At 70.4% G+C, this 26,440-nt stretch carries 25 protein-coding genes; 14 read left to right on the forward strand and 11 right to left on the reverse strand.

What is annotated here, in order from left to right:
• Positions 1 to 234 precede the first annotated feature (234 nt).
• The 3 genes from ACWD4O_RS36750 to ACWD4O_RS36760 form a co-directional block, all read right to left on the reverse strand.
• Positions 235 to 567, reverse strand: a complete 333-nt coding sequence (locus ACWD4O_RS36750; RefSeq protein ID WP_451286775.1) for a hypothetical protein — start codon at positions 565 to 567, stop codon at positions 235 to 237.
• Between the two features lie 61 nt (positions 568 to 628).
• The gene (locus ACWD4O_RS36755; RefSeq protein WP_451286776.1) at positions 629 to 1,384 is read right to left on the reverse strand and encodes an SDR family oxidoreductase; all 756 of its coding nucleotides are present in this window, start codon (positions 1,382 to 1,384) and stop codon (positions 629 to 631) included.
• A gap of 40 nt (positions 1,385 to 1,424) precedes the next feature.
• Positions 1,425 to 2,645 (reverse strand): acetyl-CoA C-acetyltransferase, encoded by a 1,221-nt coding sequence (locus tag ACWD4O_RS36760; RefSeq protein WP_451286778.1) that lies wholly within the window; start codon positions 2,643 to 2,645, stop codon positions 1,425 to 1,427.
• A 298-nt stretch (positions 2,646 to 2,943) separates the two neighbouring features.
• On the opposite strand from ACWD4O_RS36760, the gene ACWD4O_RS36765 reads away from it, so the two are divergent.
• The 3 genes from ACWD4O_RS36765 (at position 2,944) to ACWD4O_RS36775 (ending at position 6,332) form a co-directional block, all read left to right on the forward strand.
• Positions 2,944 to 3,765 (forward strand): PaaX family transcriptional regulator, encoded by an 822-nt coding sequence (locus ACWD4O_RS36765; RefSeq protein WP_451286780.1) that lies wholly within the window; start codon positions 2,944 to 2,946, stop codon positions 3,763 to 3,765.
• 75 nt (positions 3,766 to 3,840) lie between these two features.
• Positions 3,841 to 4,671: a p-hydroxycinnamoyl CoA hydratase/lyase gene (locus ACWD4O_RS36770; RefSeq protein WP_451286782.1), complete on the forward strand. Its 831-nt coding sequence runs from the start codon at positions 3,841 to 3,843 to the stop codon at positions 4,669 to 4,671.
• A 527-nt stretch (positions 4,672 to 5,198) separates the two neighbouring features.
• On the forward strand, positions 5,199 to 6,332 hold the full coding sequence (locus ACWD4O_RS36775; RefSeq protein WP_451286784.1) for an MBL fold metallo-hydrolase: 1,134 nt from the start codon (positions 5,199 to 5,201) through the stop codon (positions 6,330 to 6,332).
• Between the two features lie 64 nt (positions 6,333 to 6,396).
• Here the strand turns inward: ACWD4O_RS36775 and ACWD4O_RS36780 are convergent, their stop codons facing one another.
• Together ACWD4O_RS36780 and ACWD4O_RS36785 are read right to left on the reverse strand one after the other, a co-directional pair.
• Positions 6,397 to 7,350, reverse strand: coding sequence for an isocitrate lyase/PEP mutase family protein (locus ACWD4O_RS36780; protein WP_451286785.1), 954 nt, complete (start codon positions 7,348 to 7,350; stop codon positions 6,397 to 6,399).
• A 35-nt stretch (positions 7,351 to 7,385) separates the two neighbouring features.
• Complete coding sequence (locus tag ACWD4O_RS36785; protein ID WP_451286787.1) at positions 7,386 to 8,846, reverse strand: aldehyde dehydrogenase family protein; 1,461 nt, start codon at positions 8,844 to 8,846, stop codon at positions 7,386 to 7,388.
• A 186-nt stretch (positions 8,847 to 9,032) separates the two neighbouring features.
• Here ACWD4O_RS36785 and ACWD4O_RS36790 point away from each other — a divergent pair, with 186 nt between their 5' ends.
• The 11 genes from ACWD4O_RS36790 (at position 9,033) to ACWD4O_RS36840 (ending at position 19,698) form a co-directional block, all read left to right on the forward strand.
• A complete protein-coding gene (locus ACWD4O_RS36790; RefSeq protein WP_451286789.1) occupies positions 9,033 to 10,214 on the forward strand; it encodes a PucR family transcriptional regulator in 1,182 nt (393 codons plus the stop codon).
• A gap of 159 nt (positions 10,215 to 10,373) precedes the next feature.
• The gene (locus tag ACWD4O_RS36795; protein ID WP_451286790.1) at positions 10,374 to 11,876 is read left to right on the forward strand and encodes a 4-hydroxyphenylacetate 3-hydroxylase family protein; all 1,503 of its coding nucleotides are present in this window, start codon (positions 10,374 to 10,376) and stop codon (positions 11,874 to 11,876) included.
• 20 nt (positions 11,877 to 11,896) lie between these two features.
• Entirely contained in the window at positions 11,897 to 12,901 is a 1,005-nt protein-coding gene (locus ACWD4O_RS36800; protein WP_451286792.1) for an amidohydrolase family protein, read from the forward strand.
• 10 nt (positions 12,902 to 12,911) lie between these two features.
• Positions 12,912 to 13,925, forward strand: a complete 1,014-nt coding sequence (locus ACWD4O_RS36805; protein ID WP_451286794.1) for a DODA-type extradiol aromatic ring-opening family dioxygenase — start codon at positions 12,912 to 12,914, stop codon at positions 13,923 to 13,925.
• A complete protein-coding gene (locus ACWD4O_RS36810) occupies positions 13,922 to 14,620 on the forward strand; it encodes an RraA family protein (protein WP_451286796.1) in 699 nt (232 codons plus the stop codon). The genes ACWD4O_RS36805 and ACWD4O_RS36810 overlap by 4 nt, the downstream gene beginning before the upstream one ends.
• Positions 14,617 to 15,264, forward strand: coding sequence for an RraA family protein (locus ACWD4O_RS36815; RefSeq protein ID WP_451286799.1), 648 nt, complete (start codon positions 14,617 to 14,619; stop codon positions 15,262 to 15,264). The genes ACWD4O_RS36810 and ACWD4O_RS36815 overlap by 4 nt, the downstream gene beginning before the upstream one ends.
• Positions 15,261 to 15,902 (forward strand): 4-carboxy-4-hydroxy-2-oxoadipate aldolase/oxaloacetate decarboxylase, encoded by a 642-nt coding sequence (locus ACWD4O_RS36820; RefSeq protein ID WP_451286800.1) that lies wholly within the window; start codon positions 15,261 to 15,263, stop codon positions 15,900 to 15,902. The genes ACWD4O_RS36815 and ACWD4O_RS36820 overlap by 4 nt, the downstream gene beginning before the upstream one ends.
• Positions 15,899 to 16,936 (forward strand): flavin reductase, encoded by a 1,038-nt coding sequence (locus tag ACWD4O_RS36825; protein WP_450953149.1) that lies wholly within the window; start codon positions 15,899 to 15,901, stop codon positions 16,934 to 16,936. The genes ACWD4O_RS36820 and ACWD4O_RS36825 overlap by 4 nt, the downstream gene beginning before the upstream one ends.
• A gap of 46 nt (positions 16,937 to 16,982) precedes the next feature.
• The gene (locus ACWD4O_RS36830) at positions 16,983 to 18,128 is read left to right on the forward strand and encodes a cupin domain-containing protein (protein ID WP_451286802.1); all 1,146 of its coding nucleotides are present in this window, start codon (positions 16,983 to 16,985) and stop codon (positions 18,126 to 18,128) included.
• Positions 18,125 to 18,979, forward strand: coding sequence for a fumarylacetoacetate hydrolase family protein (locus tag ACWD4O_RS36835; RefSeq protein ID WP_451286804.1), 855 nt, complete (start codon positions 18,125 to 18,127; stop codon positions 18,977 to 18,979). Before ACWD4O_RS36830 ends, ACWD4O_RS36835 begins: the two co-directional genes overlap by 4 nt.
• The gene (locus ACWD4O_RS36840; protein WP_451286805.1) at positions 18,976 to 19,698 is read left to right on the forward strand and encodes a maleylpyruvate isomerase family mycothiol-dependent enzyme; all 723 of its coding nucleotides are present in this window, start codon (positions 18,976 to 18,978) and stop codon (positions 19,696 to 19,698) included. Before ACWD4O_RS36835 ends, ACWD4O_RS36840 begins: the two co-directional genes overlap by 4 nt.
• Positions 19,699 to 19,738: 40 nt before the next feature.
• Here the strand turns inward: ACWD4O_RS36840 and ACWD4O_RS36845 are convergent, their stop codons facing one another.
• The 6 genes from ACWD4O_RS36845 to ACWD4O_RS36870 all read right to left on the reverse strand — a co-directional run bounded on the left by ACWD4O_RS36845 (position 19,739) and on the right by ACWD4O_RS36870 (position 26,349).
• Positions 19,739 to 20,539, reverse strand: coding sequence for a sugar phosphate isomerase/epimerase family protein (locus ACWD4O_RS36845; protein WP_451286807.1), 801 nt, complete (start codon positions 20,537 to 20,539; stop codon positions 19,739 to 19,741).
• Between the two features lie 30 nt (positions 20,540 to 20,569).
• Positions 20,570 to 21,412 carry a carbohydrate ABC transporter permease gene (locus ACWD4O_RS36850; RefSeq protein ID WP_451286809.1) on the reverse strand — a complete coding sequence of 281 codons (843 nt, stop codon included), beginning with the start codon at positions 21,410 to 21,412 and terminating at the stop codon, positions 20,570 to 20,572.
• A complete protein-coding gene (locus tag ACWD4O_RS36855) occupies positions 21,402 to 22,388 on the reverse strand; it encodes a carbohydrate ABC transporter permease (RefSeq protein WP_451286811.1) in 987 nt (328 codons plus the stop codon). Before ACWD4O_RS36855 ends, ACWD4O_RS36850 begins: the two co-directional genes overlap by 11 nt.
• A gap of 10 nt (positions 22,389 to 22,398) precedes the next feature.
• Positions 22,399 to 23,730, reverse strand: coding sequence for an ABC transporter substrate-binding protein (locus ACWD4O_RS36860; protein WP_451286813.1), 1,332 nt, complete (start codon positions 23,728 to 23,730; stop codon positions 22,399 to 22,401).
• 78 nt (positions 23,731 to 23,808) lie between these two features.
• Positions 23,809 to 24,927, reverse strand: a complete 1,119-nt coding sequence (locus ACWD4O_RS36865) for a Gfo/Idh/MocA family protein (RefSeq protein ID WP_451286815.1) — start codon at positions 24,925 to 24,927, stop codon at positions 23,809 to 23,811.
• Between the two features lie 183 nt (positions 24,928 to 25,110).
• The gene (locus ACWD4O_RS36870; RefSeq protein ID WP_451286817.1) at positions 25,111 to 26,349 is read right to left on the reverse strand and encodes an ROK family protein; all 1,239 of its coding nucleotides are present in this window, start codon (positions 26,347 to 26,349) and stop codon (positions 25,111 to 25,113) included.
• Positions 26,350 to 26,440 lie beyond the last annotated feature (91 nt).

Here is a 26,440-nt window from a genome sequence, read left to right on the forward strand (position 1 = left end):
GCCCACCACGGCTCGGAATGCGTCAAGGGCCTTTTCGAGCTCTGCACTCGAGAGACCTGCGGGGACTACGGTGGTGTTCAACTTGCCTCCGTCCCGCGCGTCACCGGCTCCGTCGCTCAGGTGCGACATCAGCCAGGCGGCTCAGCGCGTACACGTCGTTGTGATGGAAAAGGCCCCTGAACAGGACCGTAACTTCTTCGAATGACAATGTCACGACTGCCGTGGCAGATTTGTTTAGCTTTTCTGCGGTTCTGGACCCGCCTCGCGGACCACGTGAGCGCGCAGGCTCGTACCGGCGTCGTCGACCCAGCCCTTGGACGCGGCGTACGCCACCATCGCGTCGAATTCCCGCACCCAGGCAGGGTCGCCCTCTCGGGCACAGGCGGCGCGCAGCTCCCGGACGGACACCCATGCGTGCGTGGGCGACTGCAGCCGCACCAGAGGGGCCGCGGTCCGGTCGATCTCATCGTCGGGGGCCTCGCCGGCCACCTCGACGCTCAACCGTTTGAGGTCGCCGGCATCGCGCACCTCGCAGTGCCGACGGCCGACATCCACATGAACAATCATGCGACTCTCCTTGCCTCGCGGGCGAACGGAGCGCTCCCGTCGCGTCCGGGCCGTTGCCGGCTCATCCGACACCGGTCAACGTGACACCGCCGTCGACGACCAGTTGCCGCCCCGTGAGCCAGGCGGCGTCTTCGGACAGCAGGAACGCGACGACGCCGGCGATGTCCTCCGGGACGCCCAGCCGCTTGAGCGGATAGGCCGCGGCCACCTCTTCCTCGCGTCCCTCGTACAGCGGGGCAGCGAACCGGGTCTTCACCACCGCGGGGGCTACTTCGTTGACACGGACGGAGGGACCCAGCTCCACCGCGAGCTGCTGGGTGAGATAGGTGAGCAGCGCCTTGCTCGAGCCGTAGACGCCCATCCCGGGCGCCGGGCGGAGCGAGGTACCGGAGCCGACGTTCACCACGGCGCCGCCGTGCTCCCCCATCCACGCCCGGTGCGTCTGTTGCACCCAGGACAGGGCCGCGATGCAGTTCACCTCGACGATCTTCCGCGCAGCCGCGAGGTCCACCTCGACGAGCGGCCCGAAGATCGGGTTGATGCCCGCGTTGTTGACCAGGAAGTCGAGACTTCCGAACGTCTCGACCGCCCGCTTCACCGTCTCCGCCTGATGGTCGGGGTCGTCGGCCTTTCCGGCGACGCCCAGAGCGTGCTCCGGTCCGCCGAGCGAGGCGACCGCCTCGTCCAGCGCCTCCTGTTTACGGGCCGTGACGACGACCCGGGCGCCCTCGTCCACCAGACGCTGGGCGATACCCAGCCCGATCCCGCGGCTCGCTCCGGTGACGACGGCCGTCCTGCCCGTGAAGCGTCCTGTCATGTCTTCCTCCTCTTCTCTCTTCCCGCAGGTCCGCAGGGTCCTAGCTCAGCCGCTCGACGATCATCGCCATGCCCTGCCCGCCGCCGACACACATCGTCTCCAGCCCCACCTGCTTGTCGTGGTGCCGCAGCGAGTTGATCAGCGTGCTGGTGATCCGGGCTCCGGTCATGCCGAAGGGATGCCCGACCGCGATGGCACCACCGTTGATGTTGACCTTGTCCTCGTCGATGCCGAGTTCACGGACCGAGGGAATGACCTGCGCCGCGAAGGCCTCGTTGATCTCGACGAGATCGATGTCGCCGATGCCCATCCCCGCGTGGGCCAGCGCCTGGCGGGTCGCCTCTACCGGGCCGAGGCCCATGATCTCGGGCGACAGGCCGGTCAGGCCGGTGCTGACGATGCGGGCGAGCGGGGTGATGCCGAGTTGCCGAGCCTTCGTGTCGGACATGATCACGACCGCGGCCGCTCCGTCGTTGAGGGGACAGCAGTTGCCCGCGGTCACGGTCCCGTCCGGCCTGAAGACGGGCTTCAGTTCGCTCACCGCTTCCACGGTGACCCCGGGACGGGGGCCGTCGTCGCGGCTCACCACCGTGCCGTCGGGGAGGGTGACCGGCGTGATGTCCTTGGCCCAGAAGCCCTCTGCGATCGCCTTCTCGGTTCGGTTCTGACTGCGCACCGCGAACGCGTCCTGTTCCTCGCGTGCGACTCCGTGCAGCTCCGCGACGTTCTCGGCGGTGTGCCCCATCGCGATATAGACGTCCGGCAGGGCCCCCTCGTGCCGCGGGTCCGTCCAGGTCCGGCCTTCCGAAGCGATCCGTTCCGTCCGCGCCCTCGCGTCGGCGAATGCCGGGTTAAGGGCGTCGGGACGCAGGTCGGAGTACTCCGGGCCGCCGTAGCGGCTCACGGTCTCCACCCCTGCGGAGATGAAGACGTCGCCCTCGCCCGCCCTGATCGCGTGCAGCGCCATCCGGGTGGTCTGCAGACTGGAGGAACAGAACCGGTTGACAGTGGTGCCGGGCACCTGGTCGAGGCCGGCGAGCACCGCCACGATCCGGGCCATGTTGAACCCTGAGACACCGGACTGCTGACCACACCCCAGCATGAGGTCATTGATGTGGCCCGGCTTCAGCTGGGGAACCTGGGCCAGAGCCGCCCGCACCATCTGCACGGTCAGGTCGTCGGGACGCACCTCCCTGAGCGACCCCTTGAAGGCTCGGCCTATGGGAGAACGGGCAGTGGCGACGATCACGGCTTCGGTCACAGAGACTCCTAGAGTGGCGAAACGCTGCGGCTGGAGACCGGCGCACGAGGCCGCTCCAGATCCGAGACACGGCCGGCAACCGCGACCGCGCTGTGCATCCGGTGAGCACCATACTCTTCACGAAACATTTTTGGAACGCCATACACACTTTCGTTAAACATAGATCCTCGACCTGCGCGATTCCCCAAGCCCAGCGCTCCCAGCACCCCCATCACTGGGCACCACAGACCCAGCGGATCCTCGAAAGCACTGACGATGATCTGTTACACGTTCCACGCACCCCCTTAGGATGGGACGCATGGTGGACACCGAGAACTCACCCAAGCCGACATCCCTGGCCATGGACCTGCTGGGCGACTTCGACCGCACGGGCGGACGGGAGATCCGACTGAAGGCCCTCGTCGCCCTGGGCGAGGCACTCGACATCTCCGGCCCGGTGATGCGGGTCACCCTGGCCAGGTTGCGCGAGCGCGGCTGGTTCGACGTGCGCCGCGAGGGCCGCGAATCGATCTACCGCTTCACGCCGACCGCCCTCCAGGCACTCGACGAAGGACGCCGGAAGATCTTCCGCGATCCGGCCACCCCCTGGAACGGCGAATGGTCGATGGTCATCTACACGGTGCCGGAGAATGATCGTCAGACTCGCGACGACCTGCGCAAGAAGCTGGCCTGGCTCGGCTTCGGCTCACTCGCTGCCGCCACCTGGGTCTGCCCCCACCCCCGCCTGGACGCGGTCGCCAATGCCGCGGCACTCCTGCCCACCGCCCGGCTGACCCTGCTCACGACCCGCACGACGGGTCTGCCGGCCGACCGCGCCATGGCCGCCCAGTGCTGGGAACTGGACGAGATCGCCGCCGACTACGCCGAGTTCGTACGACGGCTCCGCACCGGCCACGCGGACTACCGGGCCCGCGCACTCGACGCCGCCGCGGCACTGGCCGAGCGCGTCCGGCTCGTCAACGCGTACCGGCACGTCGTGCAGCGCGACCCGCAGCTCCCGACGGAGCTCCAGCCGCCCGGCTGGACCGGCGACGAGGCATACCGGCTCTTCACGCAGGCCCACGACGCACTCGCCGCCATGTCGACCGATCCGTACGCGAAGGCCTCCACTCAGCAATAAATAACATGACCATGGCGGCAGTCGTTTTGCTGTTATACATTGCTCCTCGAAGCCTAGTGGTCGAGGAGCTACGACATGCCCCACTACGAGTGCATCTCTGTTGAGACCGAAGACCGTGTCACCACGGTCACCCTCAACAGACCGCACAAGCGCAACGCGATGAGTCCCCAGCTCAACGACGAGATGCTGGACGCTCTCACCCGTCTGTCCACGGACAGCGGGACGGACGTCCTGGTCCTCACCGGCGCGGGGGAATCCTTCAGTGCCGGAATGGACCTCAAGGAGTACTTCCGGGAGACCGATCATGACCCGGTCCTCGCCGACAAGGCGAGGTGGACCATGCGGGAGTGGTCCTACAACCGGCTGCGTTTCTTTCCCCGGGTGACCATTGCCGCCGTCAACGGCTGGTGCTTCGGCGGAGCCTTCATGCCCCTCGTGTCGTGCGACCTCGCCATCGCCGCGGACGAAGCCCGGTTCGGGCTGTCCGAGGTGAACTGGGGCATTCTGCCCGGTGGCCTGGTCACCAGGGACATCGCGATGGCACTGGGCTACCGCGACGCGCTCTACTACGCGCTCACCGGTGACACCTTCGACGGCCGGCGCGCTCAGGAGATCGGGCTCGTCAACAGCTCGGTGCCGAAGGAGCAGCTGGGCGAGGCGGTTCGCGAGCTCACTGCCAAGTTGTGCAAACTCAACCCCGAGGTGCTCCGCTCCACGAAGGAGACGTTCCGGCACGCGGCAACGATGAACTACGAGCAGGCCACCGACTACATGGCGGCCAAGTCTGCCCAGTTGCTGACCCGCGACCACGAAGACGGCCGGCAGAAGGGCCTCTCACAGTTCCTGGACACGAAGGAGATCAAGCCGGGACTGGCCCCTTACCAGCGAACGGATTCCGAGGCCTGAGGCGAGAAGGCCGGCGGGGTACCCGCACCACCCGCCGGCACGCGTCCGCTCGTGGAGAATCGACCCCGCGAAATCGGTACGGCGCGCGACGGAAGAGAAACGCGATCAGGAGAGCAACCGCCGGACTGTTGCATATTGTCTGCATCTCCGACTTCGTCAAGGTCCCCCGTTCTCGACGACCGGGCGGACCCCGTCCTGACCACGGCACGGACCACGGGTGCGTGCACGATGTCGACGCTCACGCGTACTCCAGCGCGGACCAGTTCGCGATCGAGGCACACGGGCCGCGCTCCCGGCCGGGTGGACTCGCCCCGTCCGACCACCGTGCGACGGTCGTTCCAGCGGCCGCCTCGCCGCCTGGCCAAAGGCAGCTGCCCCGGCATCGCGCCTCCGCGGGCAGTCCTTCGCGGTACGCAATCTCATGGTGCGCGGCGCGAAGACCGAGTTCCTACCGGGAGGTGGACAGCCGCTCCGGTCCTGGTGAGGGTGACACCGCGTACCAGGAACCGTGAAGGAGCGATTGCCTCATGTGTGAGTCTTCGACCGAGTGCACAGGCGCGTCAGCGTCCCGCAGAACCCTGCTCGGCGCGGTGGCCGCGTCCGCGGCGGCCGTCACCGTACCGATCCTGAGCGGGGATCCGGCCGTGGCCGCGACCCCGGCCGCCTCCTCCGACACGGGTCTGTCGCTCACCCTCCTCGGCACCAACTCCGGGCCGCCTCCGCTCGCGGCCCGGTACGGAATCTCCCAGGCGTTGGTGGTCAACGGCCGGACGTACGTGGTCGACTGCGGCCGGGGCGCGGTGAGCCAGTACATGCGCGCCGGGCTGTCGATGCCCTCACTGACGGCCGTCTTCCTCACCCACCTCCACGCCGACCACGTCGTCGACTACTACGCCTTCCCCATGCTCGCGGCCGGCGCCGCGGGCGCACAGGGCTTCCGGAGTCCCGTCGACGTGTACGGCCCCGGCCCGGCAGGCATCACTTCCACCGTCGCCGGAGCCCCCGGCCCCGTTCCCGGCACCGTCGCGATGACCAGGCTGGCAGGACAGGCGTACGCCGCGGCCCCCACCTTCTTCATGACCGAACACATCGGCATCGACCCGGCCACCTTGCTACGGGTCCACGACGTGCTTCCGCCTACGGGCACCGGTGCCTCCGCCACCGACACCGCCCCCGCCATGGCACCTTTCACGATCATGGAGAACGACGACGTAAAGGTCACCGCCGTGCTCGTCCCGCACGGCGCGGTCTACCCTGCCTACGCCTACCGTTTCGACACCGACCACGGCAGCGTCGTCTTCTCCGGCGACACAACCCCGAGCCCGAACGTCATCAGGCTCGCCCGGCACGCCGACGTCCTGGTGCACGAAGCGCTCCACCCCGAGGGGCTGGCGGCCCTCGGCCTGCCGCAGTTCCTCATAGACCACATCCTCGCCACGCACACCGACGTGTCCGAACTCGGGCGGATCGCGGCCGAGGCAGGGGTGAGGACGCTGGTCGCCACCCACCTCAGCCCGGGAAACCCGGCCGCCACCACGGACGCCACCTGGCGCCGGCTCCTGCGGGACAGCGCGCGCCGTGCCGACTTCGGCGGTCGGACGGTCCTGGGCCAGGATCTGATGCGCGTACCGGTGGGCCGAAGGGGCGTCGGCAGCCGCTGAGCGGGCCGGCACCGCGGTCTTCAACACCGCGTATGTCCACGACGACTCGGCCCGCCCGCACTGCTCACGTGGACGGCGTGTGGCCGAATGTCGAGTCGTAGTCGCGCCGGAAATCGGTCGGCAGGAACTCGTCCTCCAGCTGCCGCACTCTCTCGGTACCGGTGAGGGACGGCAACGGAGCCGGCCCCCAGGGGCTCTCGGAAACCTTCCGCGACCAGTCGTCGAGGGCGGGCGTGCCCCGCTGCCGGAAGGCGTGCAGCAGATCCCACGCGGCCTGGAGACCGGACTTCGAGGCCAGGACCGGGAAGAGCGCGATCCGCAGGCCCAGGCGCTCGTATTCGTCGAGGGTGGGCCCCGGGCCCTCGCCTCCCCATACGGTCATCACCGGGGCCGGAATACGCTCGCACGCCTCGGCGATCTGCTCCCGCGTCTGGAGCGAGTTCAGCCATACGAAATCGGCTCCCCCGTCCTCGACATAGCGGATACAACGCCGGACGGCCTCGTCGAAGCCGCCGTCCTCGGCCCCGATGGCGTCGCACCGCGCGCAGATCGCGAAGAGCGGGTCCAGTTCGTCGCGGGCTCGTACGGCGGCTCGGTATTTGCCGACGGCCTCGTCCACCGAGACGAGACGGCGTCCCGCGTCGGTGCCGGACTTCTTCGGTGCTTCCTGGTCCTCGATCTGGACCGCGGCCGCGCCCGACCGGACGAACCGCTGCACCGCGAAGTAGACGTTCACCGCGTTGCCGTAGCCGGTGTCCCCGTCCACGAGGACGGGGATGTCGGTGTGACCGGCGACTCGACCGGCGTGGCCGGCCATGTCATTGAGGCCGAGGACTCCGACGTCCGGAGCGCCGTACAGGAACGCCGCCGCCTGGGAACCGGCGAGGAAGAACGCGTCGTAACCCGCGCGTTCGGTCATGGCGGCATCCATCGGGCTGAATCCGCCGGGCACGACGGTCAGTCCCTTGCGGGCCAGCACGGACCGGAACAACTCGCGTTTCTGCGTCGCCGATCGCATCGTCGGCTCCTTTCCTCCGGGCAGAGCCCCAGGGTTCAGATCGGATAGGTGGGGGCTGTCGGACTCGCCGTCACCCACTGCCAGTAGGTGAACTCGTCGAGGTTCCAGTGACCGCCGTGGCGGCCGCCGTTGCCCGACCCACCCAGACCACCCATGGGGATGTGCGCGGCGTCGTTGATCGTCTGTCCGTTGACGTGGACCATGCCGGCCCTGATCCGGCCCGCCACGGCGAGTCCACGGGCGAAGTCCCTGGTGTGCACGGCGGCGGACAGGCCGTACTCACTGGAATTGGCGAGTGCCACCGCGTGGTCGTCGTCAGTGAACCGGGTGACCGCGATCACGGGGCCGAAGATCTCCTCGGTGAAGGCGGGGGACGTGGATTCCACGTCGGCCAGCACGGTGGGGGTGAAGAAGTTGCCATCTCGGGCACCACCCGAGACCAGGCGCGCGCCTGCCGAAACCGCCTCGCTCACGATCTTCTCGACACGACCGGCCTGGTCCTCGTTGATCAGCGGGCCGACGTTCACGGCCGGATCCGCCGGATCTCCCACGCGCAAGGCCTCGGTCTTGGCCGTGATCTTCTCGACATAGGCGTCGGCAAGGCTCTCGTGGACCAGATGACGGCCGGTGGCCATGCAGATCTGGCCCTGGTGGAGGAGAGACCCCCAGGCGGCGTTGTTCACAGCGGCATCGAGGTCGGCGTCGTCGAGCACCAGCACCGGATTGTTCCCGCCGAGTTCGAGCACCACGCGCTTGATGAGCGCCCCGGCCGCGGCACCGACCCGACGTCCGGCGGCCGACGAACCGGTGAACGAGATCACCGGCACCCGAGGGTCGGCGACCAGCGCCTCGCCGGTCTGCGGCCCGCCCGGAACGACGTGCAGCACACCGGACGGCAGCCCGGCCCGTTCGAAGATCCGGGCGATCACCCAGCCGCCCGACAGCGCCGCCTTGGGGTCGGGCTTGAGCACCACGGCGTTGCCGAGTACCAGTGCCGGCGCAACAGAACGCAGCGCCAGCAGGAGCGGGGCGTTCCAGGGCGCGATCACGCCTACAACGCCGACCGGGATGCGGCGCGCCATGCTGAGCGTGCCCGGCGTGTCGTGCGGGAGCAGCTCCCCCGTCGGGTGGTCCGTCAGCGCGGCCGCCGCGGAGAGTTCGTCGAGCGACTTGGTGATCTCCTGCTCGGCCTTCCCCCTGGTGCTGCCCGTCTCGGCGATCAGCGTCGACACAACCTCGGCGCGGACCTCGGCCAGAGCGGCGGCCGCAGCGACGAGGACCTGCTTGCGGTGGGTGGCGGAGCTGAGACCCCACTGCGGCTGGGCGCTCGCGGCCGTGGCGCACGCGCGGTCGACGTCCGCGGGGTCGCCGAGGCCGATCGTGGCCACCCGTGACCCGTCCGCCGGGTTGTGCACCTCCCGCTCACCGCCGGATGGGACAGACCACCCGTCGGAGAAGATCAGCCCCTGGAGCGAGGTCAGGTTCAGGGCGGACATATGGACTCCCCTCTCGGCGTACGGCTCCACGCTAAGATCCACCGCGTCTCGCCGCCTTGGGCCCACTGCGCCAACCTGCGCCCTCTGTTTCCTACACGGTGTCGGATGCGATCATGGTGCGGGGCACGTTCCCCGGCGCCGGACGGGCGGGCCGTCCGAGGCCGGGCCGGAGCAAGGAGGCCGCACATGGACATCGACACGGTGGTGGAACACCTCGCCGAACTGCTCGAACGCCCCTTGGTGCTGTACGACGTCGATCTGCACGTGGCCGCCTACAGCGCCCATGACGCCGACGTCGACCAGGCCCGTCGGCTGACAATCCTCTCCCGGCGCGGCAGCGCCACGGTCCGGGACATGCTGCGCGCCTCCGGGGCGGCCCAGGCGTCCGCCCCGGTACGGCTGCCGGCTGCGGACGGGGTTCCCGAGCGGATCGCGGTCGCGGTGCGTCACGACGGTCAGCTGTTCGGCTACCTGGTGTGGGTCGAGCCCGGCGCCCCGCGTGACGTCCCCGGTGCGGTGCGCGAGCTCCTCGACCGGTTCGGACCGGATCTCGGCCGTCTGCTCGCGGTACGGGCCCTGGACAGCCAGGAGACGCGGCTACGCCTGCGCATGCTCGTGTCGGACCTGGTGTCGGACGACGCGGCCAGGCGTGGCGAGGCGGCCCGCGCGCTGGTGGCCGACGGCACCCTGCCCGACGCGGCGGAGTACACCGGAGTCGTGATGGTCACCCCCGGTGCGGGCGGCGCGTCGGCCGCGCAGCGGCGCACCACCCTGGAGGCGGCGCTGGGCGGTCTCGCCCGCTCGACGCGCGAAGCGGTGGCGGGTGCGGTGATCGGCGACCGGGCCGTGGCCGTCCTCGCCCACGGTGCGGGCCGACCCCGGACGCCAGGGCGGCCGCCCGCCCGCGAGGGGGTGCTGGTCGGGCTGGGCTCCCCGGTGCACGAGCTGACCGACACCGTGTCGTCAGTGCGGCAGGCCCGGCTCGCCGTGCGGGGAGGCGAACTGGACCCCGTCCGCTACGGCCCGGTCGTCTCGTGGGACGACCTCGGCCTGGACCGGCTCCTGCTGCAACTGCCGTTGGAACGGCTGACGGTGGACGACCTCCCCGCCTCGGTCGCCGGGCTGATCGACCCGGCGTCCGGGCCTGATCTCGCCGTCACCCTGGAGGCCTACCTGGACTGCGGTGCGGACGGCCAGGAGACCGCCCGGCACCTGATGATCCACCGCAGCACGCTGTACTACCGGCTCGACCGCGCCCGCAAGGTCACGGGTGTCGACCTGCGGGACGGCGCAGTCCGCAGGGAGTTGCACACCGGACTGCGTGTCGCACGGCTGGCGGGGATCCTGCCGCCTTCACCCGGCGTCTGAGGCACGCGACCCGAAACTCAGGCCCTCCCGCGTTCTCCGACACGGTGTCGGAATTCCCGCGCCCCATGTGGTCCACCGCATCCGATGTGCCCGCCCCGAGGTCTGGCGTTGACTCCGCAGGACACAGATCTCGCAGGGTCCAGGTCCGTAGGAGCACACATGACCACCTCAGTACCGGCCGACACCCCCGGCGCCCTCGCCGGAGCGGGTGATGCCATCGCCGACATCGGCGGCGCCACCGGCATCCTGACCGGAGACCAGTACCGCGCGAGCCTCGATGACGGCCGCGAGGTGTGGCTGTCGGGCAAGCGCGTGGACAACGTGGCCACGCATCCGGCCTTCCGCGGCGTCGTCGACGAGTTCGCGAGACTGCTGGACCTGCGCCACTCCCCCGAGCACGTCGAGCTGTCGACCTATCGGTCGCCGGAGACGGGCAACCGCGTCAGCCAGGCGTACTCGATGCCGTCCACGCCCGAGGAGCTGCGCGCCAAGTTCGCGGCCAGCGAGTGGTGGATGCGCGAGAGCCTCGGCCAGCTCGGGCGCTCCCCCGACTTCATGTCGAACGTCGTCGTCGGCCTGCGCGACTACGCGCCCGAACTCGACGCCGCCCGGGAGGGGTTCGGCCGGCACGCCGTCGCCTACCACCGATACGCCAGCGAGCACGACCTCGTGCTCACCCACGCCCTGGGCGACCCCCAGATCGACCGCAGCGCGGACCCGCTCGTGGACGACACCTTGTCACTGCACGTCGTCGAGGAGAACGCGGACGGCGTAGTCGTGCGCGGCGCCAAGCAGCTCGCCACGCTGGCCCCCTTCTCGCACGAGGTCCTCGTCTACCTCAACGGCGTCACCGCCGCGCGCGGAGCCGAGAAGTTCGTGCTCTGGTTCGCGCTGCCGATGAACGCCCCTGGGCTGAAGATCCTTTGCCGCGAGCCGTACAGCCTGGACACCGAGGGCCACACGCATCCGCTGGGACGCCGCTTCGACGAACAGGACGCGATGCTGTTCTTCGACGACGTGCTCATCCCCTGGGACCGGCTGTTCCTGCGCGGCGACAGCATCACCGCGATCAAGGGGCTGGTCCGCATCAACGCGTGGAGCCTGCAGAGCACCCACATCCGGTTCCTCCAGCGGCTGCGGGTGTTCGTCTCCGTCGCGAAGATGGTGGCCCACTCGATCGGCGTGGACACCTTCCGCGGCATCCAGGAGCAGCTCGGCGAGCTGATCTCGTACGCCGAGACCCTGGAGCTGGGCATCATCGGCGCCGAGACGGCGGCCGAGCGCACGCCAGGCGGGCTCTTGGCCCCGCGCGTCAGCTACGGCCTCGGCTTCTGGTCGGCCGGCGTGTCGGCTCGGGTGGCGGAGATCCTGCGCCAGATCGGCTCCTCGGGGCTGATCATGCAGCCGAGCGAGGCCGATCTGGCGTCCGAACTGCGCCCGACTCTTGAGACGTACATGCGCGGCCACGACATCGGCGTGGACGAGAAGTCCCGGCTCTTCCGCATCGCCTGGGACCTGGTGGGCTCCGGCTTCGGCTCGCGACAGGAGCTGTACGAGTACCTCCACCGCGGCGAGCCGGGCGCCGGCCGCACCCGGCTGTGGCGGTCCTACGACAGCTCGGCCGTCGACGCGCAGATCCGCGACCTCATCTCCCGCCCCTGAAACCCCTGTAAGGAGCCCCCGTGATCATCGACGTCCACGGGCACGTCACCGCGCCCGACTCGCTCTACGTGTGGAAGTCCGGCCTGCTGTCCCACCGTGGTGCGCACGGCGTGCGACCGCCGTCCGTCAGCGACGACCAGCTCCGCGCGGCCTGGCACGCCCCGAACCCGAGCTTCGGCCACGTCTCCCACATGGACCACCTCGACGAGGCCGGGATCGACGTCCAACTGATCTCGCCGCGGCCGTACCAGATGATGCACAGCGAGCAGCCCGCCAGGATCGTCACGGCGTTCACCGAGGCGGTCAACGACACGATCCACCAGTCCGTCCAGCTGTTCCCGGACCGGCTGCGCGGCATCGCGGGCCTGCCGCAGACTCCGGACACGGACGTGGCCGAGTGGACGAAGGAGCTGCGCCGGACCGTCACGGAACTGGGCTTCGTCGGAGCGCTGCTCAACCCCGACCCGTACGAGGGCACCCGCACGCCCCCCGCGCTCGGGGACCGCTATTGGTACCCGCTGTACGAAGCGCTGTGCGAACTCGACGTGCCCGCGGTCATCCACTCCGCCGGGTGCCGTCCGCCGACCCGGGAGCCCTACAGCCTGCACTTCATCCAGGAGGAGACGGTCGCCGTCTGGAGCCTGCTCTCCTCCTCGGTGCTGACCGACTTCCCGGACCTGAAGATCGTGGTGTCACACGGCGGCGGCGCGATCCCGTACCAGGTAGGGCGCTTCCAGCCGGACCTGGTGCGCTCCGGTGGAGGGTCCTACGTCGACCGGCTGCGGCGGCTGTGGTTCGACACCTGCCTGTACACGCAGGACGCCATCGAGCTGCTGATCCGCACCGTGGGCGTGGACCGCTGCCTGTTCGGCACGGAGAAACCCGGCACCGGCTCGCAGATCAACCCCGCCACCGGGGGCTGGTTCGACGACATCCACACCCTGGTCGACGGCATCGAGTGGCTGAGCGACGGGGACCGTCAGGCGCTCTACGAGAAGAACGCCGTCTCGCTCTTCAGGATCTGAGGGAAGAACAATGGCTCGTATCGTCACGGGAATCGGCTCGTCGCACGGCCCCCAGCTGAAGATGGCACCGGAGCTGTGGCACGTCCGCGGCACCGCCGACCGCCGCAGCACCTCTCTCGCCTTCCGGGGCGGGACATACACCTTCTCCGAACTCGCCGAGCTGCGCGAGGACTTCTCCGACGAGTGCACCGCCGATGTCCAGGCGCGACGCGCGGCCTCCTGCCAGGGCGCTCTGGACAACCTCGGCCGGCATCTGGAGAAGGCCGGGGTGGATGTGCTGGTCATCGTCTCCAGTGACCACAAGGAGGTCTACGACGACGAGTTGCTGCCGGCCTTCGCCATCTACTGGGGCGAGGAGGTGGCGCATGTGCCGTTCACCGAGGAGCAGCTCGACGCCATGCCGCCCGGCCTGGCGGAGGCCGCTTTCGGGGACGTTCCCGACCAGCTGATCGTCCGCCCCACCGCCTCGGCGCTGGCCCGCCATCTCATCGAGGAGACCGTCGGCTCGGGTTTCGACACGGCCGCCTCCAAGCGGCTGCCCGCGGGCGACTACGACAACCACAGCATTCCGCACGGTTTCGGCTTCATCTACCAGCGGATCCTGGGCGAGACCTCGACGGTGCCGTTCGTGCCGGTGTTCGTGAACACCTTCTACGAGCCCAACCCGCCGACGGCCCGGCGGTGCGTCGCCTTCGGCGAGGCGCTCGCCGCCGCCATCGCCTCCTTCCCCGAGGACCTGCGGGTCGGGCTGGTCGCCTCCGGCGGTCTGTCGCACTTCGTCGTGGACGAGGAGCTCGACCAGCGGTTCCTGACGGCCCTGCGGGCCGGGGACACCGCCGCCCTGGCGGGGTTCACCCCCGAGGAGATGCGCTCGGGCAGCTCCGAGCTGCGGAACTGGATCACCGTGGCGGCGGCCGCGAACGCCACCGGCCTCGCTGTGGACTCCGTGCACTACGAGCCCTGCTACCGCACCGAGGCCGGCACCGGCAACGCGATGGGCTTCGTCACCTGGAGCCCGGCGTGACGACGACCGCGGTGACGGACACCGCCGATCCACTGGTGCTCGAGCGGCTGCGCGACCTCGACGCCTGCGCCGTCTCCGACGCGCTGGACTCCCTGGGCCTGCCCGGCGCCGTCATCGGCATCGCCCCCATGTGGGCGGTGCCGGACGTCACCGTGGGGCGGGTCCGCACGGTCAAGGCCGTGCCGGTCGGGACCGACGGCCCCACCACCCACATCGCGTCGCCCCTGGTGGCCGTCGTGGGATCCGGTGACGTGGTGGTCGTCGACAACGACGGCCGGACGGACGTCTCCTGCTGGGGCGGCCTGCTGGCCGAGGCCGCTACCGTCCGCGGGGTCGCGGGCGTCATCGTGGACGGCGCCTGCCGCGACGTGCAGGAGTGCGAACAGCTCGGCCTGCCGCTGTTCGCCCGCGCCGCCGTGCCGGTCAGCGCGCGGGGCCGGATCGTCCAGCAGGCCATGGACGTCCCCGTGTCGGTCGGCGGCGTGCGGGTCGAGCCCGGGGACTGGCTCGTCGCCGACCGCAACGGTCTCGCCTTCATCCCGCACACCCGCCGCGACGACGTCATCGCCGCCGGACTGCGGATCGTGCGGCGCGAACGGCTCATGGGCGACGCCGTCCGGGCCGGGCGCTCCGTCGTCGACGTCATGCACGACTCACAGTTCACCGCCGCCCGCTTCCAGGAGCCGACCCCATGACCGATCTCGCCGAGTGGTCCGGCCTCTCCACGGCCACCGTCTCCGATGCCCTCGACCGACTCATGCTGCCCGGCGCCCTGTTGGGCCTGGCGCCCCTGGGTGCCGGGCAACGGCTGGTCGGCCGCGCCTTCACCGTGCGCTACCAGGCCGCGGGATCCCCACCGGGCACAGTGGGCGACTACCTCGACGATGTCGCGCCCGGACAGGTCGTCGTCCTCGACAACGCCGGCCGCAAGGACGCCACCGTGTGGGGCGACATCCTCACCGCCGTCGCCCACCGGCGCGAGGTGGCCGGCACCGTCATCGACGGCGTCTGCCGCGACACCCATCGCGCTCTCGGGCTCGGCTACCCCGTCTACAGCCGCGGCCGCTTCATGCGCACCGGCAAGGACCGCGTGGAAGTCGCCGAGGTCCAGGGACCGGTCACGGTCGGCGGCGTGCAGGTGCGGCCGGGCGACCTGCTGATCGGCGACGAGGACGGCGTCGTCGGCGTGCCCTGGGACCGCGCCGAGGAGGTCCTCGGCGCGGCGCGCGAGATCGAGCAGCGTGAGGCCGGCATCCTGGCCGCCGCTCTCGACGGGGCCACCATCGCCCAGGCGAGGGCCCGCTACGGCTACCACCTGCTCCAGCGGAGGTCGTCATGAGCGCTCTCGACGCCGCCGAGCTGAAGGAGCTGCTTGAACTCGGCTCCGCCACCGCCTACGAGGCCTCCGGACTGCCGTGCGCCCTGCCCCCGGTGTTCCGGCCGGCCTGGGCGGGCGCACGCTGCGTGGGCACCGCCCTGCCCGTCGCCGCCGCGCCGGGCGACAACCTGCCCCTGCACTGGGCCCTCGAGGCGGCGAAGCCGGGTGAAGTTCTCGTCGTCGACGCCGGCGGCAGCGAGCACGGCTACTGGGGCGAGGTCCTCGCCGCCTCCGCCCTCGCCCAGGGCGTCGCCGGACTGGTCATCGACGGCGGGGTGCGCGACACCGACCGGCTGCGCGAGCTCGACTTCCCCGCGTTCTCCACGTCGGTCTCCATCCTGGGCACCGGCAAGTCCTGGCCCGGCCGGGTCGGCTCTCCGGTCCAGCTGCGCGGCCACCGCGTCGCACGGGGCGACCTGATCGTCGCGGACGCCGACGGAATCGCCGTACTGCCCGCCGCAGCTGCCCGGCGTGTCCTGGACGCGTCGCGAGCCCGCGGCGCCAAGGAGGACCGGTACATGGCACGGCTGCGCGACGGCGCCCTCACCCTCGACCTCTACGGCTTCCGTGAACTGGGACAACCAGAGGAGCACCGATGACCGCCACCCGTTCGACCACCCCGCCGGCCCCACCGGCTCAGGACCCGACACCGGCCGAAAGCCTGGAGGACGCCTTCCGCGGCGCCGCCGGCCGCTTCGCCTCCGGCGTGACCGTCGTGACCCTGCGCGGACCCAGCGGCCTCTACGGCCTCACCGCGACCTCGTTCGTCTCACTGTCGCTGCGCCCGCTGCTGGTGTCGGTGTCGGTCAACACCGGCAGCGCCCTGCTGGAGGAGGTGCGCGCCGCCGGGGCGTTCTCCGTGAACGTGCTGGGCCAGGACCAGCAGGCCGTGTCGAAGTACTTCGCGACGCGTGGCCGAGGGTTCAGCCAGGACGCGTTTCCCGGCATCCCGAGCCGCGCCGAGGTCACCGGCGCACCTGTGCTGGACGGCAGCCTCGCCTGGTTCGACGCGACGGTGGAGGCGATCCTTCCGGCCGGCGACCACGAGACCCTGGTGGGGACCGTCCAGGCCGCGGGCCGTCGCGAGGGCGAGCCGCTGGTCTACTGGTCGGGCGGCTACCGGCGCCTGGACCCGACGGATCCCGGTTCCCCGGACGACCGGATCGCCCCTCTGTCGGCCGCCCTGTCCGAGCAGTTGAGCGCCTCGGGCCTGTCGCCGGCGGACCTCATCGACGCCCAGCTGGCCCTGGAGCCGGTGGCCGCCGAGCTCGCCGCGTTCCGCCGTGACCCGGACACGCTCGCCACGCTGCGCGAGACCATGCTCCGCGCCCATCAGGCGGCAGGCGATCCACAGGCGTTCACGGCCGAGGCCGTCGCCTTCCACACCGCGCTGGGCCGGGCCAGCGGCAATCCCGCCATCCGCGCGGCGCTCGACACCCTGGTCCACGCCCGGCACCGGCACTACGCGGCCGGCACGGACGAGACCGCCACCGCCCACACCAACGCCGCGCACCAGGTGATCTACGACGCGATCGCCCGGGGCGACGCCGAGGCCGCCCGCGTGGCCATGACCGACCATCTGGCCGTCGTACGCACCGGTCTGCGCCAGGACCGGTCCGCCACCGCCGGCTGACCCTACGCACCCATCCGCCGTCAAGAAACAGCAGGAGGCCCGTCGCATGAGCGGAACCGACACCCCCGTCCGGATCAAGGCCGTCGACGCGCCCGGCCAGCCGCAGGTCACCCCCGGGCTTCAGTCTCTCTACCGCGGCTTCGAACGCGAGCTCCTCGTCCCCCTGTGGACCGAGATCGGCGACCTGATGCCGGCCCACCCGCGGTCCAGGGCCGTACCCCATCTGTGGCGCTGGGACCGGCTGCGGGAACTGGCCCACGAGGCAGGCGAGTTGGTCCCGGTGGGCCGCGGCGGCGAGCGCCGCGCGATCGCCCTCGCCAACCCCGCGCTGGGCGGTCGTCCCTTCGCCACGCCCACCCTGTGGGCGGCGGTCCAGTACCTGATGCCCGGGGAGGACGCCCCCGAGCACCGCCACACCCAGCACGCCTTCCGTTTCGTCGTCGAGGGCGAAGGCGTGTGGACGGTCGTCGACGGCGACCCCGTGCCGATGCGCCGGGGCGACTTCCTGCCCCAGGCGGGCTGGAACTGGCACGCCCATCACAACGCCACCGCCGAGCCGATGGCCTGGATCGACGGCCTGGACATCCCCTTCCAGTACGTCACGGAGGCGCAGTTCTTCGAGTTCGGCCGCGACCGGATCAGTGACGCCGAGCGGACCACTCCCGACCGCTCGCGGTCGGAACGCCTGTGGGGCCACCCCGGACTCCGCCCCCTCGCGGCAGCTGCGACCGGCCCCGGATCGCCGCTGCTGGCGTACCGCTGGGAGCACACCGACCGAGCCCTGGCGGACCAACTCGCCATCGAGGCCGAGGGGTTCGGGGCCACCGTCGAGCCGGGCCACGCGGCCGTCCGCTTCACCGACCCGGCGAGCGGAGCCGACGTGCTGCCCACCATCCGGGCTGAGATGCACCGGGTCGTGCGCGGCGCGGAGACCACCCCGGTACGCGAGACGGGCTCCTCGGTCTACCAGGTCTTCGACGGCTCCGGCACGGTCACGGTGGGCGAGAAGACCTGGTCGGTCGCGCGGGGCGACCTGTTCGTCGTCCCCTCCTGGCAACCCTTCTCGGCGCGTTCCGAGGCGGGCTCCACCGACTCCGACTCCGGGGCCCTCGACCTGTTCCGTTTCAGCGACACGCCGGTCTTCGAGGCGCTCCGCCTCCACCGCGCGCACACCGAAGGAGACCCCCGATGAAGCTCGCCACCCTCCGCACCGACGGGACGACCAGGGCCGTCAAGCTCGACGGCGACATCCTGATCGACCTCGGGGACACCGACCTCGGTGCCTTCCTGGCCCGGCCGGACTGGTACGAGCGCGCCGAGGCGGCCTCCGCTGCCGACACGGCGACGACGTACCCGGTTGCCGACGCCGACTTCGCACCCGTCGTGCCCCGCCCCTCGAAGGTGGTGTGCGTGGGACTCAACTACCGCAACCACATCACGGAGATGGGCCGCGACCTGCCCGAACACCCCACGCTCTTCGCGAAGTTCGGCGACAGCCTGATCGGTGCCCACGACGACATAGCGCGACCGGAGGAGACCGCCAAGTTCGACTGGGAGGTGGAACTCGCGGTCGTCATCGGCAAGCAGGTCCGCCGGGCCACGCCCGCCGCAGCCGTGGAGGCGATCGCGGGCTTCACCGCGCTCAACGACATCACCTGCCGTGACTGGCAGTTCCGTACCCACGAGTGGCTCCAGGGCAAGACGTGGGACTCCTCGACGCCCGTCGGCCCCTACCTGGTGACCCCGGACGAACTGCCCGGCGGTGTCCGCCCCGTGCTGGACGTGAGCCTCGAGGTGGACGGCGAGGTCATGCAGTCCGACTCCACCGGCGACCTGCTGTTCGACCCCGTCGCCCTCGTCGAGTACGTGTCCACGATCGTGCGGCTCAACCCCGGTGACATCATCGCCACCGGCACTCCCGGCGGCGTCGGGCAGGCTCGCAAGCCGCCGCGCTTCCTGCTGGGCGGCGAGACCGTCGTGGCAGAGGTCGCGGGGATCGGCCGCCTCCACAACCGGGTCGTCAAAGAGGACGGCGCCCGATGAACCGCTCGCTCGTGGACGCCCGCCGCTGGACGCGGGCAGGAACCGACCTTCTCGTCCACACCGCGGCCCAACTCGACGAGAGGGCCTACGACGCCCCCTCGCGACTGCCCGGCTGGTCCCGCAAACACGTGGTGGCGCATGTCGCCGCCAACGCGGACGCCCTGGCCAACCTCGTCCACTGGGCGGCCACCGGCACACCGACCCCGATGTACGCCTCCCCCGAGGAACGCGCGGCGGGGATCAGGGAAGGAAGCCGGCAGCCGGGCGCACGTCTCACCGAATGGCTCCGGCTCTCCTGCGACGCCCTGGAGAAGGCGATGGAGGCACTGGACGCCGGCCGGTGGGCAGCCCAGGTGCTGACCGCGCAGGGCCGCACCGTCCCCGCCGCCGAGATCCCCTGGCTGCGCACCCGCGAAGTCTGGGTCCACGCCGTCGACCTCGGCAGCGGGCCCGGCTTCGCCGCCCTCCCCGCCGACCTCCTCACCGCGCTGTGCGACGACATCGTGGCCAAACGGGGTATCGCCCCGGGGCCGGGGGTTCTCCTCGAACCGACCGACACGCCCGCCCGCTGGCAGCTCCCCGGCCCCCCTGACGAGGCCGGGGAGACGGTCACGGTCATGGGCCCACTCGCCGAGATCACGGCCTACCTGGCGGGAAGGGGCCACGGCGCCACCACCGCCGAGGGGGCGGCAGTACCCGCCCTGCCTGCCTGGTTGTGAGCGCCGACGGCCCGCAACCACGGTCATGACGCTCCGAAGCTCACGGCCTGCCGGCCTGACGCTCCTTCAACCAGGTCACGCTCTCCGCGACCAGATCGAAGATGTCCGCCCCCTCGGCGATCCCGTCCGCCTCGATGATGTGCACCCGGATCGCGTCCCGGCCGGCGTCGAGCGCGTCCGCCAGGGCCACCGATCCCTGCCCGGCGGCGACTTGGGGTTCGCCTCGTACTGCCGGGCCGTCCTTGACGTGGACGAGCTCGACGCGTTCGCCGAGCCTGGCGACGACTTCGGCGGGGACCTGGCCCGCGGTCTGCGCCCAGTAGAGGTCGACCTCGGCGACGACCGACGGGTCGAGGGCGTCCCACAGCACGTCGTAGCCGTAGCGGCCGTCGTCCAGCGGGGTCCACTCCCAGTAGTGGTTGTGGTAGCCGACCCGCAGGCCGTGGGCGGACGCCGCCTTGGCCAGGGCGTTGAGCCGGTCGGCGTACCTGCGTACCCCGTCGGCCGAGACCAGGGCGTCGCGAGTGAATCCGGGCAGAGCCTCAGGGGTCGAGGCGATGGCGATGGGCGCGCCCGCCTCGGCCATCTCCTCGAAGAACCAACCAGGATCCTCCGCGTCCGGCAGGCGGGCGTGGGTCGAGGAGACGGTGAGGCCGGCGGCGTCGATGTCGGCCTTTAGCGAGCGCGCCTCGGCCAGGCGCGCCGCACGGTTCAGCTCGGTGCGGCCGAGGCGGAAGGGTTCCACCGTGGTCACCCCGAGGTCGGCGATCCTGGCGAGCGTGGCGGGACGGTCGTCCAGGACGTTCATCAGCGTGTAGAGCTGCAAGCCGATGGTCGGCATGCCAAGGTCCAATCTGTCGGGGCCGGTTGGTCACTTCACCGCGCCGGCGGTGAAGCCGGTGATGAGGAAGCGCTGGAGCAGCAGGAATCCGGCGACCACCGGGAGGGACACGACGAGCGAGGCGGCCATGACCTGGTTCCAGTAGACGTTCGCCTCCGTGGAGTAGGCCTGCAGTCCCACGGCCAGGGTGCGGGTCTGCGTGTCGGTGAGAACCGAGGCGAAGAGCACTTCTCCCCAGGCGGTCATGAAGGCGTAGATGCACACGGCGACGATGCCCGGTGTCGCGGCGGGCACGATGATCTGCAGCAGGGTGCGCAGCGGGCCGGCGCCGTCCATCTTCGCCGCTTCGTCGAGGTCGCGCGGCACCGTGTCGAAGTATCCGACCAGCATCCACACCGCGAACGGCAGGGAGAAGGTCAGGTATGTGACGATGAGCCCGGTGCGGGTGCCCACGAGGTCGGTGCCGAGGTTCTGGTCGGCGTAGACGAACAGCAGGTACAGCGGCAGCAGGAAGAGGATGCCGGGGAACATCTGGGTGGCGAGCACGGCCGACTTGAAGCTTCCGCTGCCGGGGAACTTCCAGCGGCTGAGCGCGTACGACGCGAAGACCGCCACCAGCACCGACAGCACCGTGGCGGACACGGCCACGATCAGCGAGTTGACGAAGTACTGGGCCAGCGGCACGGTGTGCCAGATGTCGATGAAGGACTGGATCGTCGGCGACGATGGGATCCAGGTGAACTCGCCCTGCACGTCGGGGAGCGTCTTCAGCGACGAGGCCAGCATGACGTACAGCGGGGCGAGGACGAACACCGACAGCAGCGTCAGCGTGACGTACCGGAAGATCCGGTAGCCCGGGGTGTCATTGTTCATGGCCGGTCCTCCGGGTGAAGGCGAGATAGCAGGCGCTGACCAGCGCCAGGAACAGCAGGAGCAGCACGCTCATGGCCGAGCCGAGGCCGAAGTTCCAGGTGGCGAACGAGCTCTGGTAGATGTGCACGGAGATCAGGTCCCCCGCGGGCGGGGCCGAGCCGCCGAACAGCAGGTACGGGGTGCTGAAGTCGTTGAAGGTGTGCAGGAACATCACGAGGACCAGCACCTTGTTGACCGAGGAGAGCAGCGGCAGGGTGATCATCTGCAACTGCCGCCACGGTCCGGCTCCGTCGATGCTCGACGCCTCGTAGACCTCGCCCGGGATCGCCTGCATGCCGGCCATGAGGATCAGGAAGGCGAAGGGCCACATCCGCCAGATCGCGACGAGGCACTCGGCCCAGAAGGCGTTCTGGCCGATCAGCCAGAACGGGTTGCCGTCGATCAGCCCGAGCTGGCCGAGCAGGTGGTTGAGCATTCCGTTGTCGCGCTGGAAGATGAAACGCCAGGTGATGACCGCGGTGTACGCGGGCAGCGCGTAGGGCACGAGGAACAGCGTCCGCAGCAGGCCCCGGCCGCGGAAGCCGCGTTGCAGCGCGAGCGCCGCCGCCATGCCGACGAGCCAGGCCCCGGACAGGACGACGGCCGTGAAGCCGAGGGTGACCAGGAACGACTGGGCCAGGGCCTTGCCGGTGGGGCCGTCGAAGTCCAGGACGATCCTGAAGTTCTCGAGGCCGGTGAAGGGCGCCTCCCACCAGTGGCTGATCTGGTATTGCGTCACCCGCAGCCCGCTCATCGCCACGCCGAGCACGATGGGCAGGAAGTGGATGAGCAGTTCGAGGGCCAGGGCGGGGAGCAGGAAGGCGTATGGGATCCAGCGGCGGCCGCGCCCCCGGAAGCGGCTGCCTCGCGCGGACCGCTTCGGTGTGTCCGGGGTCCCGGGGCTCTCTCGTGTCCCGGAGGGAGTGATGACTGCCATCGTCCTGCTCCTAGTTGCCCGCTTCGAGCTTCTGGCCAGCTGCGGTCATCTCGCTCTTGATCTTGTCCCTGCCGGGCTGCTTCCCGGTCGCGGTCTGTGCGGCGAAGGAGCTCATCGCCTGGCCGACCAGGGTCTCGAACTGCGCTTCCTCGGCGATCTGCGGAAGTGGTACGGCCCGGGAGTCGAGCGTCTCGCGGGCCACGGCCAGCGTCGGGGTGTCGAACGCCGGGTCCTTGGCGTCGGTGACGGAGGGCAGCGTCCCGTAGGTCTTGTTGAGGTACACCTGCTCCTTGGCGCTGGTCAGGAACTTCACGAACTGGGTGGCGCCGTCGAGGTTCCCGGTGTTCTTGAAGACCGCGATGTTGATGCCGCCGACGAACGAGCCGATGTCCTTGGCTCCCGCGGCCGGCGAGTCCTGGGCCGGCACCGGGACGACGCCGTAGTCGTCCGTCGTCATCTTGTACTGGCCCAGGGTCAGGCCGGTCGACGACTGGGCGAGGATCATTCCGGCTTTGCCGGACGAGAAGTTCTGCAGGAGAGCGACCTTGTCGGTCATCTCGGCGTCGGACGGGTTGACGATGCCGTCCTCGCCGATCCAGGACAGCCACTGGTCGATCCCGTCGACCATGCTCGCCTCGTCGAACTTCGGGGTGTGGCCGTCGAACACCTTGGCTCCGTGCTGGGTGCCGAGAATGAACGCCCAGTGCGCGGCGAACGAGGGCGAGGCGCCCTGCATGCCAAGACCCCACTGGTCGGTCTTGCCGTCGCTGTCGGTGTCCTTGGTGAGCTTGCGCGCGGCTGCGACGAACTCGCTCCACGTCTTCGGCGGCGAGCTGATCTTCGCGTCCTTGAACAGCTTCTTGTTGTAGAAGAGTTCGTAGGAACTGGTGTAGAGCGGCAGGCTCGCCGGGTCCTGGCCGGTGGCGCCCGTGGACTTCAGCGCCGCCGGCAGGAAGCGGGACGCGCCGCCGACCTTGGCCAGCAGTTCCTTGTCCCAGCCGACGAAGGCTCCGGTCGCCTGCAGCGACGCGGACCAGGTGTTGCCGATGTTGAGTACGTCAGGGCCCTTGCCGCTGGTCGTCGCCGCGAGGATGCGGTTGAGCAGGTCGCCCGAGGGGATGACTTCGAGCTTGACCTTGACGCCGGTCTCCTTGGTGAACTTGTCGATCTCCGGCTGGAGGATCTTCTTGTCCGCGTCGAGGCTGGTGCTCTGGTTGGTGGCCCAGTAGGTGATCGTCTTGTCGTCGGAGGCGGAGGTCGAGCCGCCACCGCACGCTGTGACGCCGACGCCTGCCAGCATCGCCGCAGCCGCGAGCGCGACTGCACGGGTTCTGCGCTGCATGGGGTTTTCCTCTCAGATGGTGCGAGATCGATTCGGGTGGTGCGCGGGTTCGGTGCCGACGTGCGGGGCCGGAGGGGTTCAGGCGGAGGCGGTCTGCGGGAGGGCCGCGGCGGCGGGCCGCTCGGCCTGGCTGGTGATGGCCTGGGCGCCGGCGGCGAACGTCGCCTGCTCGATCGCTTCCAGGACCTCGAGCACGTGCAGCGCGAACTCGCCCGGGACGCGCAGTGGCGCACCGCGCAGGGACTCGACGAGGTCGTTCACGCCGTGGCCGCGGAAGGGTCCGGCTTCCGGGGCGCGGGTGGGCGGGATGGCCGGAGGGAGTTCGGACCAGTCCGTGTCCGTACGGCGCTTGATGAGGACCGGGGCGTCGTGGCGGTTGGGGTCGGGGATGTTCAGGGTGCCTTCTGTGCCGTACACCTCGATGTGGGGCAGGGTCATGTCCCAGATGTCGAAGCTGTAGAGGGTGGTGACGATCGCGCCGGAGACCGTGCGCAGGATGGAGGCCGTGGTCGTCGGGACGGTGACCTCGACCTCGTCGACGACACGGTCCGGGGCGGTGACGGTGATCCGGGGGCTCGGGATCGTGCTGGTGCCGACGACCTCGGCGACGGGTCCGAGCAGGTTGACCAGGGCGGCCACATGGTAGGGGCCCCAGTCGAGGGTCGGGCCGCCGCCGGGCTGGAAGAAGAAGCCGGGGTTGGGGTGCCTGGTCTCGACCCTGGACGAGCGGACGAAGGACGTGGCGGCGAAGGGCGTGCCGATCAGGCCGCCGTCTATGGCCGCGCGTGCCGTCTGGCCCGCCGTGCCGAGGAACGTGTCGGGGGCGCCGGCGAGGACGCGCCCGGCGGCCCGCGCCTGGGCCAGGTTCTCGCGGGCCAGGGCGACCGTCGCGGCGAGGGGTTTCTCGCTGTAGACGTGCTTGCCTGCGGCGAGCGCGTCCCGTGTCACCTCCCAATGGGCCACAGGGGGCGTGATGTTGACGACGATGTCGACATCCGGGTCCGCGTAGAGCTCGTCGGGCGTGCCGTACGCGGGGATGCTGTGGAGCTCGGCCTTGGCGCGGGCCCGGCCGACGTCGATGTCGCCCACCCTGATGATGGGCAGGTCGCCGTACCAGGCGAGGCCCCGGGCGTAGGCGTCGAAGACCATGCCTGCGCCGACGACGCCGATGTGTGCACGAGCGGTGGGCTGTTTCACCGTGTCTCCCAGGTCGCGGTCGAGCGGAGCGAGTCCGCCGGTGGATGAGACCGGACGTGCGAGACGCGATGGAAAGTAACGGCGGCGGTGGGAGGAGACAAAGAGAGACGGTCCGCTGAGCGGTCCGCTCCGTCGTCACCTCACCTCATGGAGTACCGCTCACCTCATGGAGTACCGCTCACCTCATGAAGTGCCGCGCGGAGCCAGGAAGCGCCCGATCCCGGTCGGCGAGAGCAGATGCTCGATGCCGAGCACCATCGCCCCCACGGTCGAGGCGTCCCGCCCCAAGTCGCTGCGGGTGATGGACAGTTCGCGGGTGGCGAGCGGCAGGGCGTGCCGGTACACCACGGCGCGCACGGCGGAGAGCAGGTCGTCGCTGGCCTCGACGACCTCGCCGCCGACGACGACGTGCCGCGGGTTCAGCATGTGGATGCACAGGGCGATGACCTCACCCAGCGTGGCCCCGGCGGCCCGGACCGCGTGCAGTGCGTCCGGCAGGCCGGCGCGCAGCCGTGCCACGAAGTCCCGCATCGCGTCGCCGTCCTCCGCCATGTCGAGGGGTGGCTCACCGGTCGGCGTGAGGCCCCGCGCGAGTGCCGCGGTGGACGCGACTGCCTCGACGCAGCCGACCTTTCCACACCGGCACACCATCTCCTCGGCACCGGGGACACGGATGTGCCCGATGTCGCCGGCCGCGCCGTCGGCACCCCGGTGCAAAGTCCCGTCGGCGAGCACGAACCCGGCGCCGACGCCGACGCCGACGGTCACGAACAGCAGGGGCAACTGCTCGGGCGGCACCGTCCGCGCCTCACCGAGCGCCATGAGGTTGACGTCGTTGTCCACCAGGACGGGGCAGCCGAGCAGGCTCGCGAGTCGTTCGGTCACCGGGAAGCCGTCCCAGCCCGGCATGATCGGCGGGCGGACCGCCATGCCCCGTGCCACATCCACCGGGCCCGGCAGTCCGACGACCAGGACGCGGGGCCCGTCCTCCGGGACCTTCGCCCGTTCGAGCAGGTCGGCGAACTGGTCCACCAGAAGGGCCACGGTGGACTCCGGGCCTTCGGAAAGCTGCCAGGGGAAGTCCACGTCGGCCAGCACACGCTGGGTCAGGTCGGCCACCACGCAGCGTGTCGAGGAGGGGGCGAGGTCGGCGATGAGCACGACGCCCGCGTCGCCCGCGAGGCTGAGCCGCAGCGCCGGTCGGCCTCTTCCTCCGCCGCCCGCGTCCTCCCCGTGCAACAGGCCCGCGTCCACCAGATCCTGCACGTGCGTGTGGATCGAGGACCGTGAGAGCCCGGTGAGCCGGGACAGGTCGAGGCGGTGGGACGCCTCGCCCGCCGCGACCAGCCGGGCTATCTGGCTGCGGACCGCGTCGGGGTGACGGCGCGAGCCGGTGCCCGGTGCGCCCAGTCGTGCTGCCACGTTCGCTCCCCTGGAGGCCGACGACACCAACGGACGATTAATATTCCAGAAACGACAATATTCAAAGGGCTTTCCGGACAGAAGTCGGCCA

Source organism: Streptomyces sp. NPDC002623 (assembly GCF_053592635.1).

Excerpts from the sequence above, each read along its gene's own strand:
- ACWD4O_RS36750 (WP_451286775.1), bottom strand. The coding sequence starts at position 567 with ATGATTGTTCATGTGGATGTCGGCCGTCGGCACTGCGAGGTGCGCGAT.
- ACWD4O_RS36755 (WP_451286776.1), bottom strand. The coding sequence starts at position 1,384 with ATGACAGGACGCTTCACGGGCAGGACGGCCGTCGTCACCGGAGCGAGC.
- ACWD4O_RS36765 (WP_451286780.1), top strand. The coding sequence starts at position 2,944 with ATGGTGGACACCGAGAACTCACCCAAGCCGACATCCCTGGCCATGGAC.
- ACWD4O_RS36770 (WP_451286782.1), top strand. The coding sequence starts at position 3,841 with ATGCCCCACTACGAGTGCATCTCTGTTGAGACCGAAGACCGTGTCACC.
- ACWD4O_RS36775 (WP_451286784.1), top strand. The coding sequence starts at position 5,199 with ATGTGTGAGTCTTCGACCGAGTGCACAGGCGCGTCAGCGTCCCGCAGA.
- ACWD4O_RS36780 (WP_451286785.1), bottom strand. The coding sequence starts at position 7,350 with ATGCGATCGGCGACGCAGAAACGCGAGTTGTTCCGGTCCGTGCTGGCC.
- ACWD4O_RS36785 (WP_451286787.1), bottom strand. The coding sequence starts at position 8,846 with ATGTCCGCCCTGAACCTGACCTCGCTCCAGGGGCTGATCTTCTCCGAC.
- ACWD4O_RS36790 (WP_451286789.1), top strand. The coding sequence starts at position 9,033 with ATGGACATCGACACGGTGGTGGAACACCTCGCCGAACTGCTCGAACGC.
- ACWD4O_RS36795 (WP_451286790.1), top strand. The coding sequence starts at position 10,374 with ATGACCACCTCAGTACCGGCCGACACCCCCGGCGCCCTCGCCGGAGCG.
- ACWD4O_RS36805 (WP_451286794.1), top strand. The coding sequence starts at position 12,912 with ATGGCTCGTATCGTCACGGGAATCGGCTCGTCGCACGGCCCCCAGCTG.
- ACWD4O_RS36815 (WP_451286799.1), top strand. The coding sequence starts at position 14,617 with ATGACCGATCTCGCCGAGTGGTCCGGCCTCTCCACGGCCACCGTCTCC.
- ACWD4O_RS36820 (WP_451286800.1), top strand. The coding sequence starts at position 15,261 with ATGAGCGCTCTCGACGCCGCCGAGCTGAAGGAGCTGCTTGAACTCGGC.
- ACWD4O_RS36825 (WP_450953149.1), top strand. The coding sequence starts at position 15,899 with ATGACCGCCACCCGTTCGACCACCCCGCCGGCCCCACCGGCTCAGGAC.
- ACWD4O_RS36830 (WP_451286802.1), top strand. The coding sequence starts at position 16,983 with ATGAGCGGAACCGACACCCCCGTCCGGATCAAGGCCGTCGACGCGCCC.
- ACWD4O_RS36835 (WP_451286804.1), top strand. The coding sequence starts at position 18,125 with ATGAAGCTCGCCACCCTCCGCACCGACGGGACGACCAGGGCCGTCAAG.
- ACWD4O_RS36840 (WP_451286805.1), top strand. The coding sequence starts at position 18,976 with ATGAACCGCTCGCTCGTGGACGCCCGCCGCTGGACGCGGGCAGGAACC.
- ACWD4O_RS36845 (WP_451286807.1), bottom strand. The coding sequence starts at position 20,539 with ATGCCGACCATCGGCTTGCAGCTCTACACGCTGATGAACGTCCTGGAC.
- ACWD4O_RS36850 (WP_451286809.1), bottom strand. The coding sequence starts at position 21,412 with ATGAACAATGACACCCCGGGCTACCGGATCTTCCGGTACGTCACGCTG.
- ACWD4O_RS36855 (WP_451286811.1), bottom strand. The coding sequence starts at position 22,388 with ATGGCAGTCATCACTCCCTCCGGGACACGAGAGAGCCCCGGGACCCCG.
- ACWD4O_RS36860 (WP_451286813.1), bottom strand. The coding sequence starts at position 23,730 with ATGCAGCGCAGAACCCGTGCAGTCGCGCTCGCGGCTGCGGCGATGCTG.